This is a genomic window from Hydrocarboniphaga sp. (assembly GCF_965279055.1).
Lineage (GTDB): Bacteria > Pseudomonadota > Gammaproteobacteria > Nevskiales > Nevskiaceae > Hydrocarboniphaga.
The window spans coordinates 1,856,235-1,874,523 of sequence record NZ_OZ257125.1 but is presented as its reverse complement, the minus strand read 5'-3'; the positions used below and the strand labels follow the sequence as shown (position 1 = coordinate 1,874,523).

Below are 18,289 nucleotides of genomic sequence, written 5' to 3'. Positions count from 1 at the left end.
GCCGGCCCGCATGGCCCGGACGCGGGCGTTCATATGTTTTCGCCTAGCTTGCCTGATCACCCTGTGCCGGTAGGTCGAATCAACATGAAGGGCGCGAGAGCTTCACCAGCGGAACCGTGCACGGTGCTGGTCGTCGACGATCACGAGAGCACGCGGGAGATGCTGCGCATCGCGCTGGGCATTCACGGGTTCCAGGTCGAAACGGCGGAAAACGGCGTGGAGGCGCTCGCGGTACTCGCCGGCACCCGATGCCATGTCGTCCTCACCGACTACTGGATGCCGGAGATGAACGGCGTCGAGCTGCTGCAGGCGATGCGCAGGGACGACGATCTGGCCGATATCCCGGTGGTGATCATGACCGCCGCGCACGACAGCCTGCCGCCGCTGGCCGGCGGGGCCGATGCCTTGCTGCACAAGCCCTTCGACTCGGACTCGCTGATTCGGGTGCTGGAACAAGTCGACTGCCTGCCGCATTGAGCCGGTCGAAGTCGCGCCGCGCCGTCTATCGGCCCGGCGCGGCAGAACTCAGAACCGCTCGTTGGCGGTCTTGGAGCGGCCGTAGGCCGGCATGAGCCGCGCCTCGTTCCATCGGCATTTCAAAGCCGCGACGACGATGAGCCCGCTGCAGTACCAGAAGACGCTAAGGCTGCGGCTGGCGCGGCGATTCCTGCTGGAACGTGGCAACACTCAACTCAGCGCGCATAGCGTCGGCTATGAAAGCGCGTCCCAGTTCAGCCGCGACTACGCCCGGCTGTTCGGCCTGCCGCCGGCACGCGATGCCGCGCGACTGCGCGGCGAGGCCGTCGACGCCAGCTTGCGGGACGAAGGAGTGGAATAGCCCAGGCGCGGCGCGTCGCAATGCGGCAGGTCTTTGCCTTCTCCCTCCGGGAGAAGGTGGCCTGACGGGCCGGATGAGGGCTCATTCTCCCAACGCCCTCACCCGTCGCTGCCGCGACACCCTCTCCCGGAGGGAGAGGGCAAAAGCTCGCGCTGCACTTGAAAGTTCGGAACGATAGCGGCATAGAGGCAAACACACCCACGACAACACCACGCATTGACGCCGCGATGCCGACTGCACACTCCGATCGAATCCCCACCGACATGTCTCTGAGCCTGTTCCTGCAACGATTGCGCGAAACCCCTGAGCTCGTCGAATTCGCCGACAGCATCGCCGCGATCGAAAGCCACTACGACTACACGCCGACGGCGTTTCGCAATGGCCAGGTCGAAAGCGCCGCCGGACAAAACGCCGGCTCCTGCAAGATCTTCGCGTTCGCCAGGCTGCAGCAACTGAGCGCCGAGGAAACGCTCGCCTGCTTCGGCCGCTACTACCGCGAAGACGTGCTGCGGCACCCGCACGGCGACGACCACGCGAACATCCGCAACTTCATGCGCAGCGGCTGGGACGGCATCGCTTTCGAAGGCCAGGCGCTCAAGCCTCGTTGATTGCGCTGCAGGCGCGGCCATTGTCAGGCCTGCTCGGAGCCTGCGATCCAGTTGCGACCAAGTGAACGCAGCGCCGGCGACGGTAGCGCCCGGGATATCGAGGCAGCTTTCACGCCCGCGGTCTGATCGCGAACGCTGCCCGGCATATCGACCGGGCCGCGCCTCACCGACCGCTTTCTATCGCCGCGAGAACTTCGCGCCAGACGACGGGACTGAAGGCCATGCCCAGATGCGAGCCGGCGATCTCAACCTGGCGCAGCCGCGGGCTGAAGTGATCCTGCGCTGCCGCCCAGCCGACGATGCCGTCGCTGCGACTGACGATGCTGGTGATCGGCTGCCGGATCGGCCGGCTTTCGCGAAGGCGGACATGCTGCTCGATCCAGTCCAGATCCAGGCCTTTTGCGCGCAGCGCCCGCGCCGTCGCGGTGTACTTGGGGCCGCCGATCACCGGCGAACCCAGCGTGATCACCTGGGCGATGTCGTCCGGCAGATCGCGCGCGACTTCGCGGGCGATCGTGCCGCCGAGGCTCCAGCCGATCAGGGTCAGCGGCTCGCCGAGCTGCCTGGATCGCTGTGCCGCGCGCTCCACCATGCGGTCACAAAGCAGCGCCACACCGGCTTCGCGCCGGTACTGCCGCAACGGAGACAGCGCCCAGCCCGCGGAAATATCGGCCAGCGTGTGCGGCAGATCGAGACCGGCGCGATTGACACCCAGGCCCCAGCCCTCGACCTGATAACCCCGCGACGACAGGTAGCGCCGCAGCGGCAGCATGATCGCATCGTTGGCGCCGAAGCCCGGCAGGATGACGATGGGCCGGTTCGATCTTGCAGCACCCGGCTGCGGCTTCTGCGTCAGCATCGCCGACAGCATGTGCGCGAGGTCGAACACCACGCGCGACTCGCGCCACATCGCGAGCCGCGGCGGAGGCTTGAGTTCGGCAGCGGGCGGGTAACTCATTGCGTGAAAATCCGGTCGATCGCGGCCGGCAATGGTAACCCGCTGCGCAAGCGACCGCGGTGCCCGCGCGTGGGCGATTTACAATACCGGAACCCTGGTCGCATCCCGCCCGATGAAGCCCTACGTTGTCGCTGCGCTGTATCACTTCGCCCGCCTGCCCGACTACGCCGAGCTGCGCGAGCCGCTGCACGCGGTCTGCGTGGACGCCGGTGTGCGCGGCACGCTGCTGCTGGCGTCCGAAGGCATCAACGGCACCATCGCCGGCGAGCGCCACGGCATCGATGCGGTGCTGGCCTGGCTGCGCGCCGACCCGCGCCTGGCGACGCTGGAGCACAAGGAATCCTTCGCCGACCAGCTGCCGTTCGCGAAACTGAAGATCAAGCTCAAGCGGGAGATCGTGACGATGGGCGTGCCCGGCGTGGATCCCGCGAGGCTGGCGGGCACCTACGTCGATCCGCAGCAGTGGAACACGCTGCTGAGCAACCCGGATGTGCTGGTGGTCGATACGCGCAACCGCTACGAGGTCAAGGTCGGCACGTTCCGCAACGCGGTCTCGCCGCAGACCGACAGTTTCAGCGAATTCCCGGCCTATGTGGCGCGTGAACTGCGCGACCAGAAGCAGCGGCCGATCGCGATGTTCTGCACCGGCGGCATCCGCTGCGAGAAAGCCACGGCCTATCTGCGCGAACAGGGCTTCGAGCAGGTCTACCACCTGCACGGCGGCATCCTGAAATACCTGGAGCAGGTGCCGGAAGCCGACAGTCTGTGGCAGGGCGAGTGCTATGTCTTCGACGATCGCGTCGCCGTCGGCCACGGACTCAGGCCGGGACAGACGCGGCGCTGCGAACCCTGCGGCGCACCGCTGCTGCCCGATGAGCTGAGTTCAGAAGACTACGATCCCGGCATCCATTGCCCGCACTGCATTGCGCAGCTGACGCCCGAACGGCGCGCGATGCTGCTGATGCGACGCGAACAGCGGGCAACTTCAGGCTGAGCGCGGCTTGCCGGCGATTCCGCCGCATACAGAGAAGCCGCGCCGGTTACCCGACGCGGCTTTGGCGCCGACCGCAGGCTAGTTGCCGCTGGAGTTTTCGCCGCCGCCGGTTCCGTCGCTGGTCATGCTGTTGCCGCCGCTACGCTGCATGTCGCCCTGCTGCTTTTTGGCTTCGCTCCTGCTGACGATGTTGAACTTGGTCTTGTCGGGGCCCGAGCCGCCATCCGGCTTGAGCTGCAGGCCGTTGACCGTCGTCGTCTGAGGCTGCGCGGCCGGCGCCTGGCTGTACTGTGTCTGCGCCTGCGTCGGCTGGGCCTGCGTCTGCGCGAGGGCCGAAGCGCCGGTCAAACTGGCGGCAAGGCCGGCCGTTGCCGCAAAAATCGTGATGGGGTTCATTGGGGTAACTCCTCGTAGGTTCCGTCCTGGAACGAGTTATAGGTCGCTGGCCGCGCTGCGTTGCGCCCCGATGCTTCGTTGCATCGATCACCAGCGATTACACACTGCACCCTGTTTTACGGACCGCGACTGAATCCGGATGCGCGCTTACCGGTGTAGATCGACCGCTGCAATTCGACAGACTGCCGAGCTGCCGCTGTCGCGATCAAACCGCTTCGCCGCGCTTCAGACGGAGTGACGGCGCTCCGGAGCGTTCCATCCGCGCGCCGTGCCTGATTTCAATTGCCCGTAACATCACGCTGGCATCTTTCGCGGCCCGCTGCGCTTGCCTCGCCTGCGCTCACGCCCGCCAGGATGCTCTTTAATGTCCCTGAACCGCTGCAGCTATTTGCTCGTCATCTGCCTCTGCCTTGCCGCCTGTGACACCAGCGCGCCGAGCGCCCACAACGAAGCGTCTGCCAGCCCCGGTTCACCTGGAACGCCGACGCTGCCACCGGTGGCCAGCCTCAAGGGCGGACTATGGATGAAGGGCGACCTACACATCCACTCACGGCACAGCACCGACTCCAGCAACAACCCGGAATCAAAGATCATCGCGCTCGGCGAACGCGTGGGCATGGACTACCTTGCCATCAGCGATCACGACAATCACGTCAACGGCGACGTCGCGCACAATACCTGGACCGATCCCGAGTTCCGCTCCAACTCGTTGCTGCTGCTCTACAGTGCCGAGCTGACCACCGCCCGCGGCCACGCTAATCCGTTTTCGGCGAAACCCTACAACCATCAGCGGCTATACGACGCACGGGACGGCCTGGACACGACGCTGGCGAAGATCATCAAGGAGGAAGGCGTGCATTTCTCAGCCAACCATCCCAACGGTGCCGATCATTTCGGCTTCAGTTATGACATGGTCGATTCGATGGAGGTGTGGAATTCCTCGATCTGGTCCAGCAACGCCGGCTCGCTGCTGATCTGGCAAGACATGCTCAACTCCGGCCGCAACATCACCGCGCGTGGCGGCAGCGACTCTCACCATGGTTATCCCGGAGTCGGCGACACGCCCGGGCAGAACAGTATCCAGGCTGGTGCCAACAATGTCGGCACGCCGACCACCTGGGTGTATGCCACCGCACGCACCTCGGAGGCCGTGATCGCCGCACTCACCAACGGCCGCGTCAGCATCAGCAGCAATCCCAATGCGCCGCGCGTGGAGCTCTACGCCGACCTCGACCAGGACGGCACGATGGACATGATGATGGGAGACAACACCGCGCCGACAGGGAGCGCCGTCGCCTTTCGCGTCGATCTGGTTGGCGTCGGTGCGGCGGTCGCGCCCTACACCGTTACCGTGATCAAGAACGGCGCCACGTTCGGCACCTATACGGTGCTGCCGACGTCGCCCTCGCTTAGCTTCACCGACACGCCCGCGACCGGCGAACGCAGCTACTACCGCGTGCAGGTCGAGGGGCAGCAGGCGCTATACCCGGAGGTACCTGCATCCGCCTTGCTGAGCGCCAACATGATCGCGCTATCCAACCCGGTCTATTTCAACTTCAACCGTCCGCGCTGACCTGCAGACGGCCGATCGCGATTGGATCTTGCGCTGCGCCCCGCTGAGCGAAGCGTCGAGCGGGCTTATTGATTTCAGCTTGCAACCGACCGGATCCAGCGGCCACTCCGGGCAACTGAGCCGCGTCAACGTCTTCGCGCGCGGCTCAGTCGCTTGTCTGCCTGCGCAAGTAGATGATCTGCGCAGTCAGGCCGATGACGAGAAACACAAACAGGGCGCCGTGAGCTCCGAGGAGAATCGGTGATTTCAAGTCCGTTACCAGCGGATGACCGTCCGGAACACGACGCAGAGTTTCGGTCACAGTTGGCAACATCAGCAGAAAGGCGGTCAGTGTGAGGCTGATCGTCTCAACGTAGATCCTTGCACGCCCCTGCCCAGGAAGCCGAGCGACGCCATACCCAACAAGGAGCAGCAGGAGTGTCACACCAGCAATGACATAACTAACCGGCGCATGGGCGATGGCGAGGATGGTGACTGAACCGATCAGCATCGAAAAAAAGTAGATGGCGCCTGCCGTCGAGCGCGGCACGATCCGGCCGAAGCGGGCAAACATATAAGCAGCGACGGGAATGGCCGGCAGGCTGCCGAGCGTATGTACCCAGCCGAGTGGCGAGATTCCAAACATATCAAGTTCCTCCTGCGATCTCGGGTGGTTTTCACCCCCTGACCGGATGCGTTCACAGACTCGTATTATCTGCGTTGCCATTATAAATGGTACCATTTATATTCGCGCAAGAGACTCCATGCGAGAACGCCGCAAAGCAGTGCCCGTTAGAAGACGGCTTGCGCTAGCTGGAAACGGCGCCGACCAGCAGGTTTTCTGGGCGGCACGTTACCGCTCTCGAATGAACTTTCCAGAGCCGCCCGTGGCCGCTACCGCCTCAGTGGAAGCGCGCCCCCGGGGCGGCATCCGGCCACTAGCACAAGGAAGGTCAAACGATGAACCTCGAGCCTATCGCTTACGACTGCGGCGGGACGACGCTTACCGGCTATCTCGCCATGCCCGCCACGGAGCAGCCGGTGCCGGGCGTCCTTGTTGCCCACGATGCGTCCGGTGTGAACGACCAAATCAATTCGCGCGCGACCGCGCTTGCCGAACTTGGCTATGCCGCGTTTGCCGTCGATATGTACGGTGTCGCTGGCTTTCCCCGTGACGAGCTGGTGCGACGTCATACGGAACTCCTCGAAACGCCCGGCCTGTTTTTGAAGCGCGCCACAGCGGGGCTCCGCACATTGGCGGCGCAGCCGCTTGTCGATGCCTCACGTCTCGCGGCGGTCGGCTTCTGCCAAGGCGGCATCACCGTCCTTGAGCTGGCCCGCGCCGGCTCGCCAATTCTTGCTGCAATTGGCTTTCACCCCGGCTACATTCGTCCGAACGGCAGCCAGGATGGCCCAATCGCGGCCAAGGTGCTCATGATGTCGGGAACCGAAGACCCCTATGCGTCACGCGAAGACTTCGCAGCCTTCTCGACCGAGATGGCGGCCAAGGCGCGGGATTGGCAGCTACACCTGTTCGGCGGCATCGGCCACACCTTCACCGATCCCTTGATCGATGCGCTCGGTGTGCCGGGCATGGCCTACGATGCAACCGCCGACCGCCTGTCCTGGGCGATGATGCGGACACTTCTCGAGATGTGCTTCGAGGTCCCACCGGCATGATCGACGATCAAGCATTGGCAGCAGCATTCCGGCATCTATCAGCCTTGGGCATGCGCGTCGAAGATCGACTGATGCGAGAGAAGGGCGTTTCGCTCGCACAGAGCCGGCTGCTGGAAGTCATCCTGCAAACTCCCGATGCTCGCTGGTCTGACATCGCGACGGCGCTCGGCTATTCGCCGAGGACCATAACCGAGGCGCTCGACGCTCTGGAGCGCGACGGGCTCATCACGCGGACGACCGACCCGGCGGATCGCCGAGCGAAGATTCTGACCGTCACAAAGAAAGGCGCGAGGGATCTGGCGGCTTCGCAGGATGTTCGTGATCAAGTCCGTAAGGTTTTCTTCGGCGTTCTAACGGATGGCGAGAAGGACCGCCTCTTCAAGATGCTGCAGCGGATGCGCGACGCAATCCAGGCGTTTGATGGCCAGGAGCCGCTTGAGCTGCCCGGTTAGGGCGCGGCCCGCGCCATTCTCGTGGCGAAGACCGGTTGCGGCGGGGACGGTTCATGGTTCCTGGGCTGAAAGCCGGCGCCTGGAAGGTGGACCGACATCTCTCATCGAACTGAACCGATCACTCAACAGTATCGGTAAATCTGCCGCTCGAATTCGTTGCACATGCTGCGAACCTTCGCATCCCAGAACGGCATGATCTGCGTGGCGATCACCGCGGTGATGCCGGTCTTGCGGTCGATCCAGTAATACACGTTCGGCAGGCCGGCCCATGCCATCGTGCCGGGCGCGCGGCCTTCGGGCGTGGCTTGAGCGTTGAGAATGAAGCTCAGACCCCACTTCAGGTCGATGCCCGGATGCAGGTCGCAGTCGTTCGACAGCGTCGGCATCGCGGTCTTCATCGCGGGCACGGACAGCGCGCCGATATGGTTCATGCCCATCAGTTCGACCGTGGTCGGCGCCAGTATCCGATTGCCGTCGAGAATCCCGCCATTGAGGATCGCCTGGCAGAAGCGCAGGTAGTGTGGTGCCCGGCCGGACAAGCCGTGGCCACCCATATCGAATTCGGCATCCGGCGGCAGGCCAAACGGGATCGGAACCAGGGTGCCATCCGGCAGGCGCGCGTGCATCGCGGCTGCACGGGAAAGCTGTTCCTGATCGGCCTGAAAGCTCACGTCGCTCATCCCCAGCGGGCCGAAGATATGGCTCGCCATATAGTCACGCAGGCGCAGGCCGCTCACGGCCTCGACCAGACGGCCCGCCCAATCGACGCCGATCGAATATTCCCATGCCGTGCCGGGGTCACGGACCAGCGCACGATGCATCGTCGCACGAGTGCCGCTGATCACGTTGGGAGTGCCAGTGCTTTCCTGTTCGCGGACCACGTCGGCGTTAAACATTTCGTAGGCGAATCCAGACGTATGCGTCAACAGACTGCGCAGAGTCACCGGCGACGATGGCGCGCGCAGTATCGGCGTGCCATCCGCGTTCCAGCCGGTGCGGACCTGTATTTTTCCGATCTCCGGCAGCACGCTGGCTGCCGGCGCATCGAGATCGAGCCTGCCCTGCTCGACCAGCTGCATCGCCGCCGTCGCGGTCAGTGACTTGGTCAGCGAGGCGAACCAGATAAAGGTGTCCATCGTCATCGGCACGCCGCCGCCGACGGCGCGGACGCCGAATGCGCCCTCGTAGATTACGCCGCTGCGGTCAGCGACCGTGGCGATCACACCAGGAATGTCTCCGCTGTCGGCGGCGGCTTGCAGCACAGCGTCCAGCGCATTGTTCAGGCTCATCGTGGCTCCTCATTTCGATTGTTCTTATGACCGCTTCAGAGTGTCGCTTCGCCGCGCGCGAGGCGTGGCCGCGCGCCGACAAGGTTCAAGCCGCGCCAACCAGGCCGAGATCTCGCGCGGCGATCAAGGCCTGCAGCCGATTGCTGACGTAGAGCTTGCAGAAGATGTTCTTCAGATGAAATTTGATCGTGTTTTCGGTGACGAAAAGGCACTGGCTCATTTGCCGGTTCGTCGCGCCGCGTTCCATCTGCCTGATGACCTGCAATTCCTGTTGTGTCAGCGGGCTCAGCAGCTCGAAGCCGGCGCGCCTTCTTTCGAGGCTGGCGGCAGCCGCTGGGCGCGGCACGTAATCGATCATCGTCATCCGCGGCTCTGATCTGGATGGCGACGAATCGCTGCGCTTGAACGTGACCGAAAATTTCCTGTCGCAGGAGAAGAAGCGCGAATTCAGCTCCCGCATCGGACCGCGCAGCTTCTCCAGCTCGAGGTCCGGAGCACGAACTTCGAGCCGGATGACTTTTGAAATCCTGCCCGCCTTGGCCAGCAGCTGTTCAACATTCTGCAGTTGTGCAAGCAGGGCTTCTGCGTCGACATAGCCCTTGCAACAATGAGCAATGTTGCCGCTGAGAGAAAAGGCATATTCGATGCAGCCGGCCTCGCCGTGCGTCTTCGTCAGAAACTCCCTAGCGAGCGCCTTGAATGCATCGAGTTTTCCGTGCTCGACGTCAAAGAACGGCGCCAGGCTGCAACCACGATCCGGCTTCAACATCGCTGTCTCCTGTACTGGCGGCAGAAGCTTCGGTGACGGACCCCGTTCGAACGGGGTCACGCTCGCGCGAACGCCGCGCCGGCTCCGGGCGGCCTTTGCTTCACGCAAGCTCGAAGCCCTGGTACTCGCACTGCTGCACCTTGGCGCAAGCCTCCTGATACGCAGGCACGCCGCCGATGTAACTGAGCAGGCGCTGCTGCTTACCCTCGACGTTGGCGCCGGTGTACCAGCTCCGGGTCTTGGCCACGAGCGTCATGTTGGCCAGCTCGTCGTGATGCGCGAGCCAGGCCTGTTCGGTTTCTGCCGTCGGCATGATCAGGCGCCGACCATGCTGGCGCAGGTAGCCGATGCAGTCGGTAATCCACTGCACCTGGTGCTGCAGACAGGTCGGTGCATTGCAGAACGCGGCGACCGGCGCATACGGCGCGGCCGTGGTGAACAGGTTCGGGTAGCCATGAATCTGCAGGCCCAGCGTCGTGCGGATGTCCTTTTTCCACGAGTCCCGCAGCGAGATACCGTCGCGTCCGCGAATGTCGATCGAAGTCAGGGCGCCGGTGCCGGCGTCGAAGCCGGTCGCCAGGATGATCACGTCGAGTTCGATCTCGCCCGCCGACGTGCGGATGCCCTTGGGCGTGAAGCACTCGATCGGCGTTGCCTTGATATCCACCAGATCGACGTTGTCGCGGTTGAACATGTCGTAGTAGCCGTTTTCCAGCGGCACCCGACGCGTGCCGAAGCCGTGGTCGGTCGGCACCAGCTTTTCGGCGATCTTCGGATCGTCAATGCGCGCGCGGATCTTGCCGCGAACGAAGTCCGATACCGCTTCGCTGACCTTGGGGTCGAAGAAGATCTCGGTGAACCCCGCCACCCAGAGTCGCAGCGAGCCATCGGCCCACAGACGTTCGAGTGTCGCCAGACGCTCTTCGGCCGACAGGCTGAAGTACTCACGGCCATCCGGCGGATCGGCGAAGCCGACGAAGGTCTTGTTGACGATCTCGCGCGTCTGCGGATAACGCGCGCGGATCTCGGCGTGGTCGGCATCGTTGTAGCGGCGGTTGAGCATCGGCAGCGCGTAATTCGCGGTGCGCTGGAACACGGTCAGGTGGCCGACTTCGGCCGCGATGGTCTGGACGATCTGGATTCCGGTGGCACCGGTGCCGATCACGCCGACGCGCTTGCCCTTCAGGTCGATGCCCTCGCGCGGCCAGCGCGCACTGTGGACCAGCTGCCCCTCGAAGGACTCGTGCCCGGCGAACGGTGGCAGCATCGGCGCACTCAGCGGGCCCAGCGCCATCACCACGAACGGCGCTTCGTAGAGCTGCCCGTCTTCGGTGGTCAGGGTCCAGGTCGAGCTGCGCTCGTTCCAGATCGCCGCCTTCACGCGCGCATTGAAGCTGATGTCCTTGCGCAGGTCGAAGCGATCGGCCACGTGATTGAAGTAGCGCTCCGACTCTTCCTGCGCGACGAATCGCTGGCTCCAGTTCCAGTCCTGCAGCAACTCGTCGGAAAACCAGTACTGGTAGATATCCGACGGCGAGTCCGTGCGCGCGCCGGGATAACAGTTCCAGTACCAGGTGCCGCCGACGCCCGGAGCGGCCTCGATCACACGCACTTTCATCCCCAGGCGACGCAGCGCCCAGAGTTGATACAGGCCGGTCAAACCGGCGCCGATGACGAGGGCGTCGAAACGTTCGGCTGATTTCGGGGCGGACATGAAGAATCTCCTGGGATCGATGAGTGAGCCGGCACGCGCCATGCGCGCTCCGGCGGAAACGGTCGGCAACTTTCAGCTCGACCAGGCCGGCGTGCCGGGCGCGCGGTTCATTCCGGCTCCTTGAGCAGCTGCAGTCGGGCCATCTCCGCGATGGCCTGCTCGCGATGGGTCACGCCGAGCTTGATGAAGATGTTCTTGAGGTACCACTTGATGGTGTCGACGCTGACGTCGAGCAGGCGCGCGATCTCTTTGTTGCTGCGGCGCTGCGCGAGATGCCGCAGCACTTCGGTCTGGCGCGCCGTGAACAACTCCGCGGGCCTGATCGGCGCCGCGCCGAAACACGCCGCTCCCTCTCGCGAGTCGCGGCTGGTGACGAGCACGCGCTGCGCCGCGGAATTGAATTCGAGCAGACCCTCGGATCCGACCGGCCGTCTCCTGGCCTTGTCGCGCACCCGTTCGAGGATCGCGATCAGCGGCTGCCCCTCGTCGAGAAACAGCCGGATCAGGTCTCTGGACATGCCGTCGTCGATCGCGCGCAACAGCGATTGCTCGGCCGCGGCTACCAGGCCCGCGGCGTCCTGTGCCAGCGCCAGCACGATGCGCGCGCGAATCTCCTGGGATTTCCAGCCGCTGGCTTCGCAGGCGATCAGCTGCGCTTGCACCAGCTCGACCGCGTCCGCGCCGCGACCGCGCGCGCACAGCAGTCGCGCGCGCGCCAGATCCAGGCCGATGCGGACTTCCTGCGTGGCGTCGTCGTCGATCAGCTGATCGGTCAGCAGGCTTTCGGCTCCGCGCAGATCGCCTTCCAGCACTCTCATGCGCACGCGCTCGAACGCGATCATCGCGCCGAGGCGCCGCAGTTTCAGTGTCGCGGCGGTTTCCTGGCCCTCCTGCAACAGCGACGTCGCCTCTTCGCGCTGGCCGTGCAGCAATGCCAGCCGCGCACCGGTGATGAAGGTGGCGAGGTAGAAGTCGACGACGCCGCCTTCGAAGCCAAGGAAGCGGCTCTCGGCGATCAGGCGCTCGCTCGCTTCCAGCTCGTTGGCTTCGTAGAGCAGCTGGCCGAGCAGCGCGCTGGCCAGCCGCGCCGAGTTGGACTGGGGGCCCGAGCTGCGCGTCGCCAGATCGATCGCCTCGCCGTAGGTCGCGCGCGCCTGACCGGTCGAGCCCGCGCGATACTGCGCCAGGCCCAGAAAGCAACGGCCATAGACGCTGGGGAACAGGCCTTCCGAGCGCTCGTGATAATCGCGCGCCCACAGCTGCAGCGGATCCACCTTGCCGAACTGTTGCCGGTGCAGGTGGTAGTACGACAGCACGTTGGCGGCGACGCCGACTGCGAGCGGCGTGAAATCCTGCGGCCGATCCAGGCAATTGGCGACCAGCGGCTCGATGCCGTCGATACGATCGCCATAGGCGCACATGCAGGCACGCACCACATCGGCTTCGTCGAGCAGCCTTTGCCGCTCGACGGCCGCAAGCGTGCTGGCCACACGCTCGACGTGCCACAAGGCGACCTCGGCTTCCTGCGGCCGGTGCGTCAGCGTATCGGCCCAGGCAATCGCCATCTGCATCCTGGGCCGGTCCAGCAGCGCCGTTCCCGGCAGCTTGCGCACCAGATTGAGCAAGGTCGACATCCAGCTGGTTGCCACCAGCGGGATCGCATGGCGCTCGATCTGATCCACGGCAAGCTTCAGGTCTTTGGCCGCCAGCGCGTGGTCGACTGCTTCGACGATCTGGCCCTGGTCCGACAGCCAGCGCGCCGCCGCGCGATGCAGATCGGCGGTTTCGCCGGGGAAGTCACGCTCCAGCCGGCGCTGCAGGAAGCGCGCGAACAGATGGTGATAGCGAAACCATTTGCGCTCCTCGCCGATCGGCTGCAGGAACAACTCCTGGCTCTCCAGCGCCTCCAGCTGCGCCACGCCATCGTGGGCACCGGTGACGGCATTGCACAGCTCGCCGCACATCCGCTCGAGAATCGAGGTGCGGCACAGGAAGGCCACCTGCTCCGGCGGCAGGCGGCCGACGACGTTTTCGGCGAGATATTCGCCGATGTCGTTCGCCGCGGCGCCGGCGGTCCATTGCGCGATGCCATCGGCGTTTCCCGACGCGCGCAGCGAGATCGACGCCAGGTGCAAGGCCGCGGCCCATCCTTCCGTGGTGCGCCACAGCGAGGACTGGTCTTCGGTGCTGAGCGAGATGCCCTCGTGCTGCGACAAAAAAGTGCGCGACTCTTCCAGATCGAAACGCAAGGCAGTCGAATCGATTTCCACCAGCAGGTCGTGCACGCGCAGGCGGCTCAGCGGCACACCGCCGCGCGTGCGGCTGGTGATGACCACGTGCAGGTTCGGCGGCAGGTGCATCAGCAGGTGCTGAACCGACGATTGCACCGCCGCGTCGTGGATCAGATGCCAGTCGTCGATGAACAGCACGCTCTCGCCGTCCTGCAGGGCCAGGTCGGCGAGCAGCGTGTCCAGCACGTAATCGGCGGAGGAGTCGGGGTTGGCTTCGATCAGGCCGCGCAGGCTTGACCCGACCCCGCCGTCGAAGGCCCGAACCGCTTCGAGCAGATACGCCAGAAAGCGGTTGAGATCGTTGTCGGCAACATCGAGCGACAACCACGCCACGCCGATACGGCGCGCGCGAAGCTGATCGGCCCACTGCGTTGCGAGCGTGGTCTTGCCAAAGCCTGCAGGCCCATGAATCAGCGCCAGCTTGCGCGTCAGCACGCCCTCCAGCGCCGCGAGCAGCTGCGGCCGGGCGATCAGCGTGCCGCGCCAGGTGGGCGCTCGCAGCTTGCTGGCGACCAGCCGGCGCTGGCGCGGCATGCCCTCGCCGACCGGACTCACTGCGGCCTCACGTGTCGCGACGGATTCATCGGGATCAGAACGTGATCAGCGGCTTGATGATGTTGTCCTGCTTGGTCTGCATCAGCCTGAAGGCAGTCGCCACATCCTCGAAAGGGAATTTGTGAGTCGTCATCAGCGTCGGATCGAATCGGCGCGACTCGATCAGGCGCAGCAGCCGCGTCGTGCGCACCCGCCCGCCCCGACACAGCGCGGTCCTGATCTGCTTGTCGCCCATGCCCAGGCCGAATTCCGCGAGCGGGATCGACAGCGCGGTGGTGTCGCCATCGCCGTGGTAGCCGATGTTGGAAATGACACCACCGGCCTTGGTGACCTTGACGCAGGCCTCGAAGGTTTTCTGATGCCCCAGGGCGTCGATCGCCGCATCGACGCCATCACCGGTCAGCGACATGATCTCGCTGACCGGGTCAACGACACCGGGGTCGATGACGATGTCGGCGCCGTAGCGTCGCGCCAGCGCCGCGCGATCGGGCTTGCCCTCGACGGCGATGATCAATCCGGCTCCGCACAGCGTCGCGCCGATGGTGGCGGACAGGCCGACCGGGCCCTGGGCAAAGATCGCGACCGAGCCGCCGAGCGGAATCTGCGCGTGTTCGGCACCGATGAAACCGGTCGATAGCATGTCGGTCGTATACAGCGCCTGCTCGTCGGTGACGCCGGCCGGAATCAGCGCCAGGTTGAAGTCGGCGTCGTTGACGTGGAAATACTCGGCGAGGTTGCCGTCCTTCTGGTTGGTGAACTTGTACCCGCCGAGCATGCCGCCGCACTGCGAGGTGAAGCCGCGCTGGCAGCCGTCGCAGGAGCCGCAAGGCGTCACCGCGTTGACCGCAACGCGATCGCCCACCTTGTAGCGGACCACGCTGCTGCCGACGGCATGCACCACGCCAACGCTTTCGTGGCCGAGAATCCGGCCTTCGGGAATCGGAAGGCCACCCGAAACGGTGTGGACATCGGACGTGCAGATCAAGGACGCGGTCGTTCTGATGATGGCATCGTTAGGGCCGGCCACCGGGATCGCACGGTCGACGACACCGACACGTCCTGCGCCGAGAAACACGAATGCGCGCATGCTGACTCTCCTCGTAATATGCGCCGCCTTGGTGTGGCGGCTTCCACTGTCGATGCGTGGTTTGTGCGCTCCATGTTAGGGGCGCATCGGGTGCTTGTAACCCCACTTGAAGAGTAGTCCGCTCGCGTCGCACGGGTAGTGGCAACGGATGCCGTAATGTGTTCAACATAAGGCCCGCAATCGCTTTGCTGCAGCGCGGTGGGCGCGTCGCGACGTCTGCCTGGCAGGCTGCAGCCAACCGATCGATAACCGAGACTCGAATACGATGGAAACTCCGCTGAGCCCGCTCGACTTCCTGCGCCGCGCGCGCAAGCTCTATCCGGATCGCGAGGCGGTCGTCGACGGCGGGCTGCGGCTTAGCTATCGCCAGTTCGGCGAGCGCATCGACAAGGCCTCGGCCGCCCTCGCCGCGCTCGGCGTGCGCCCCGGCGACCGCGTCGCGACCATTGCGCCCAACGTGCATGGGCACCTCGAGCAGTTCTACGCGGTGCCGCAGATCGGCGCGGTGCTGGTGCCGATCAACTATCGGCTGACGCCGGACGACTTCGTCTATCTGTGCGAGCACAGCGGCTCGAAGCTGATCATCGCCAGCGGCGATTACCTGGATGCCATCGACAGCGTGCGCGCCAAGCTGCCCGGCGTGCAGCACTTCGTCGCACTCGATGGCAACAAGGCCGGCTGGCTCGACTACGAGGCGCTGCTGGCCGCGAGCGACGGCCACTTCACCAAGGTGGAGGCGGCCGAAACCGACCTGATCACGATCAACTACACCAGCGGCACGACCTCGCGTCCCAAGGGCGTGATGATCACGCATCGCAACGCCTGGGTGAACTCGATCGGCGTGCTCGCACACTGGAACCTCACACCGGCCAGCCGCTACCTGTGGACGCTGCCGATGTTCCATGCCAACGGCTGGACCTTCACCTGGACCATCACCGGCACCGGCGGTACGCACGTCTGCCTGCCGAAAGTCGAGGCCGCGCGGATCTATCAGGCGATCAATCAGGAACAGATCACGCACCTGTGCGCGGCGCCGACGGTGCTTATCGCGATCGCAAACGGGCCGGCGGACGAGCGCAGCAGCCTGCGCCGCGGCGTGAAGGTGTTCACCGCCGGCGCCCCGCCCGCCCCGGCGACGATCGAGCGCATGGAGGGCGAACTCGGCTGGGAAATCACACAGGTCTACGGGCTCACGGAGACCGCCCCGTTCATTTCGATCTGCGAGCCGCTGCCAGCGCACCAGGCGCTTGCGCCCGGCGAATGCGCCGTGCAGAAGGCGCGCCAGGGCGTGGAGCTGATCACCTCCGGCGAGTTACGTGTTGTCGACGAGCAGATGAACGACGTGCCGCACGACGGCACCACGCTCGGCGAAATCGTCGCCAAGGGCAACGTGGTGATGAAGGGCTACTACAACGACCCGGAGGCCACGGCCAAGGCCTTCACCGGCGGCTATTTCCATTCGGGCGACGCGGCGGTGGTGCATCCCGACGGCTATGTCGAGATCCGCGATCGCTTCAAGGACGTGATCATCTCCGGCGGCGAAAACATCTCGTCGATCGAAGTCGAGGGCGCGCTGTTGCGACACCCGTCGATACTGGAGGTGGCGGTGGTCGGCATGCCGCACGACAAATGGGGCGAGTCGCCCCACGCGTTCATCGTGCTGCGCGACGGCGCGCAGGCGGCAGAGGACGAAATGCGCCGCTTCGCGCGCGAGAACATGGCGCACTTCAAAGTGCCGAGCGCCTTCCACTTCGTGACCGAACTGCCCAAGACGGCGACCGGCAAGATTCAGAAGTTCGTGCTACGGGCAGGGAAAAGGAGCATATCGGCGCAGTAGCAGGAATGCTGTTGTGTTCGCTTTTTTCGATGGCGTCGGCGCACTCAACTGGCCGTAGGCGCGAACGGCTTCTGTATGCCAGGAGCGGACGGTCGGCGTTCTCAAACGATGCGGGCCACCGTTAACGCTCGCGACGTCGGGTAGGGGTTGATATGCGGGAGCTAGTTTGCTTGTCGAGCCCGCCAGCGCTCGATACCTTCGTTCACGTATTTCGGGTATGCCCCGGTGAAATATTCGAAGATGAGGGGATTGCCTGAGAGGAACTGGCAAGCCAGTTCTACCCAGTCGGAAACTGTCACTGCGCTGTTTATCTTGAACAACTTCACCGAAGGGGCTTTGATCTGAAGGTGTCCTTTGAAGTTGAAATTGAAGTCTGAATCTCGTCGCGCTAGGTAGGTGCGTTCGTCGAAGTATTGAACCGCACCATCGACGTGGCGGAAGACCTTTTTTGAAAGATCGTACTCTGCGTGGATGTACCTAGCTGGATAGAATAAATCGTCACCGACTTGGATTTGCACTCGCTGAGTTTTCAGTTCAAGTGCTTGAAATGTCTTGATACCGTTCTTCTCGCTCCATTTAAAGTCAAGCGAGTAGGCGTCCGAGAAGAAGGCTTGCACGAAGCTATCATCGACATCCGCTGATGGCCTGAGCTTCCCGATGCCAAGCGCGATATTCTCAATCGCTTCTGAGAAAGGGGCGCCGTACCAGGTGTCCATCTCCCTGTAGCCGTAGTGATCCACATCAACACGAACACTATCGGGGTCCAAAGAGATGAAGCACTCATCTCTCTTCGCCACATATTCAGAGAACAGTTCGATAAAGCGCGGATAGAAATTATTCAGACGATGAAATCCACGGCGGAAATGCGGATGTGCGACAGCAACGAATTGCGGACAATAAAAATGACCTTCACGAGTTCCGAACGAGAATTCTCTCAGCAGGTCCCTGATGAGGAAAACGCCGTCCTTGTCCGGCACGATTTCACTACCAAGTAGACCTCGCAGTAGCCCAGGGTAAGTAGCGAAAACCCCTGATGGATGCGAGAAGTCAAGATGTGAGCGATCGACAGGAAGTCCCTTCTGTTTGCACAGGATGAGGAATGGCTCGATCTGTCCGGCGTGACGATCTAGAGCCTCCAGCCGAAGTTCGTCGCGATACTTCCTCCAGCGCCGCAGCTCTTCAGTTTCGCCGTCTTCCATATCGACCTGGGTGTTTATCCTGTAAAGGAGACATCGAGACTCGAACTGTTGCTGCAGACCATGGCCCCGA

The 18,289-nt window shown here is 64.0% G+C and carries 16 protein-coding genes and 1 pseudogene; 8 read left to right on the top strand and 9 right to left on the bottom strand.

Annotated elements, in window-relative coordinates; all coding sequences use genetic code 11:
- The first annotated feature begins 123 nt into the window (after positions 1–123).
- From ACQZF9_RS08465 to ACQZF9_RS08455, 3 genes and pseudogenes are all read left to right on the top strand, one after another.
- Positions 124–477, top strand: a complete 354-nt coding sequence (locus ACQZF9_RS08465) for a response regulator (protein WP_428312798.1) — start codon at positions 124–126, stop codon at positions 475–477.
- 85 nt (positions 478–562) lie between these two features.
- Positions 563–838 (top strand): annotated as a pseudogene (locus ACQZF9_RS08460) (helix-turn-helix domain-containing protein); the annotation flags it as partial.
- A 263-nt stretch (positions 839–1,101) separates the two neighbouring features.
- Positions 1,102–1,446 carry a HopJ type III effector protein gene (locus tag ACQZF9_RS08455; RefSeq protein ID WP_428312797.1) on the top strand — a complete coding sequence of 115 codons (345 nt, stop codon included), beginning with the start codon at positions 1,102–1,104 and terminating at the stop codon, positions 1,444–1,446.
- A 163-nt stretch (positions 1,447–1,609) separates the two neighbouring features.
- On the opposite strand, the gene ACQZF9_RS08450 is transcribed toward ACQZF9_RS08455, so the two are convergent.
- Positions 1,610–2,404 (bottom strand): esterase/lipase family protein, encoded by a 795-nt coding sequence (locus ACQZF9_RS08450; protein WP_428312796.1) that lies wholly within the window; start codon positions 2,402–2,404, stop codon positions 1,610–1,612.
- A gap of 112 nt (positions 2,405–2,516) precedes the next feature.
- On the opposite strand from ACQZF9_RS08450, the gene ACQZF9_RS08445 reads away from it, so the two are divergent.
- Positions 2,517–3,398: a rhodanese-related sulfurtransferase gene (locus tag ACQZF9_RS08445; protein WP_428312795.1), complete on the top strand. Its 882-nt coding sequence runs from the start codon at positions 2,517–2,519 to the stop codon at positions 3,396–3,398.
- 78 nt (positions 3,399–3,476) lie between these two features.
- Here ACQZF9_RS08445 and ACQZF9_RS08440 read toward each other — a convergent pair whose 3' ends face one another.
- On the bottom strand, positions 3,477–3,794 hold the full coding sequence (locus ACQZF9_RS08440) for a hypothetical protein (RefSeq protein WP_428312794.1): 318 nt from the start codon (positions 3,792–3,794) through the stop codon (positions 3,477–3,479).
- A 364-nt stretch (positions 3,795–4,158) separates the two neighbouring features.
- Here ACQZF9_RS08440 and ACQZF9_RS08435 point away from each other — a divergent pair, with 364 nt between their 5' ends.
- Positions 4,159–5,367 (top strand): CehA/McbA family metallohydrolase, encoded by a 1,209-nt coding sequence (locus tag ACQZF9_RS08435; RefSeq protein WP_428312793.1) that lies wholly within the window; start codon positions 4,159–4,161, stop codon positions 5,365–5,367.
- A 145-nt stretch (positions 5,368–5,512) separates the two neighbouring features.
- Here the strand turns inward: ACQZF9_RS08435 and ACQZF9_RS08430 are convergent, their stop codons facing one another.
- Complete coding sequence (locus ACQZF9_RS08430) at positions 5,513–5,992, bottom strand: hypothetical protein (protein ID WP_428312792.1); 480 nt, start codon at positions 5,990–5,992, stop codon at positions 5,513–5,515.
- Positions 5,993–6,306: 314 nt separating this feature from the next.
- On the opposite strand from ACQZF9_RS08430, the gene ACQZF9_RS08425 reads away from it, so the two are divergent.
- Together ACQZF9_RS08425 and ACQZF9_RS08420 are read left to right on the top strand one after the other, a co-directional pair.
- Positions 6,307–7,026, top strand: a complete 720-nt coding sequence (locus ACQZF9_RS08425) for a dienelactone hydrolase family protein (RefSeq protein WP_428312791.1) — start codon at positions 6,307–6,309, stop codon at positions 7,024–7,026.
- On the top strand, positions 7,023–7,478 hold the full coding sequence (locus ACQZF9_RS08420; protein ID WP_428312790.1) for a MarR family winged helix-turn-helix transcriptional regulator: 456 nt from the start codon (positions 7,023–7,025) through the stop codon (positions 7,476–7,478). Before ACQZF9_RS08425 ends, ACQZF9_RS08420 begins: the two co-directional genes overlap by 4 nt.
- 122 nt (positions 7,479–7,600) lie before the next feature.
- Here the strand turns inward: ACQZF9_RS08420 and ACQZF9_RS08415 are convergent, their stop codons facing one another.
- The 5 genes from ACQZF9_RS08415 to ACQZF9_RS08395 all read right to left on the bottom strand — a co-directional run bounded on the left by ACQZF9_RS08415 (position 7,601) and on the right by ACQZF9_RS08395 (position 15,183).
- Positions 7,601–8,767 (bottom strand): serine hydrolase domain-containing protein, encoded by a 1,167-nt coding sequence (locus ACQZF9_RS08415; protein WP_428312789.1) that lies wholly within the window; start codon positions 8,765–8,767, stop codon positions 7,601–7,603.
- A gap of 85 nt (positions 8,768–8,852) precedes the next feature.
- Positions 8,853–9,536, bottom strand: coding sequence for a LuxR C-terminal-related transcriptional regulator (locus ACQZF9_RS08410; RefSeq protein WP_428312788.1), 684 nt, complete (start codon positions 9,534–9,536; stop codon positions 8,853–8,855).
- A 100-nt stretch (positions 9,537–9,636) separates the two neighbouring features.
- Positions 9,637–11,250 carry a flavin-containing monooxygenase gene (locus tag ACQZF9_RS08405; RefSeq protein ID WP_428312787.1) on the bottom strand — a complete coding sequence of 538 codons (1,614 nt, stop codon included), beginning with the start codon at positions 11,248–11,250 and terminating at the stop codon, positions 9,637–9,639.
- Between the two features lie 107 nt (positions 11,251–11,357).
- Positions 11,358–14,096, bottom strand: coding sequence for a LuxR C-terminal-related transcriptional regulator (locus ACQZF9_RS08400; protein WP_428312786.1), 2,739 nt, complete (start codon positions 14,094–14,096; stop codon positions 11,358–11,360).
- A gap of 34 nt (positions 14,097–14,130) precedes the next feature.
- Positions 14,131–15,183 carry an NAD(P)-dependent alcohol dehydrogenase gene (locus tag ACQZF9_RS08395; RefSeq protein WP_428312785.1) on the bottom strand — a complete coding sequence of 351 codons (1,053 nt, stop codon included), beginning with the start codon at positions 15,181–15,183 and terminating at the stop codon, positions 14,131–14,133.
- A 265-nt stretch (positions 15,184–15,448) separates the two neighbouring features.
- Between ACQZF9_RS08395 and ACQZF9_RS08390 the strand changes: the two genes are divergently transcribed.
- Positions 15,449–17,020 (top strand): long-chain-fatty-acid--CoA ligase, encoded by a 1,572-nt coding sequence (locus ACQZF9_RS08390; RefSeq protein ID WP_428312784.1) that lies wholly within the window; start codon positions 15,449–15,451, stop codon positions 17,018–17,020.
- Between the two features lie 161 nt (positions 17,021–17,181).
- On the opposite strand, the gene ACQZF9_RS08385 is transcribed toward ACQZF9_RS08390, so the two are convergent.
- Positions 17,182–18,219 (bottom strand): hypothetical protein, encoded by a 1,038-nt coding sequence (locus tag ACQZF9_RS08385; protein WP_428312783.1) that lies wholly within the window; start codon positions 18,217–18,219, stop codon positions 17,182–17,184.
- Between the last annotated feature and the right edge of the window lie 70 nt (positions 18,220–18,289).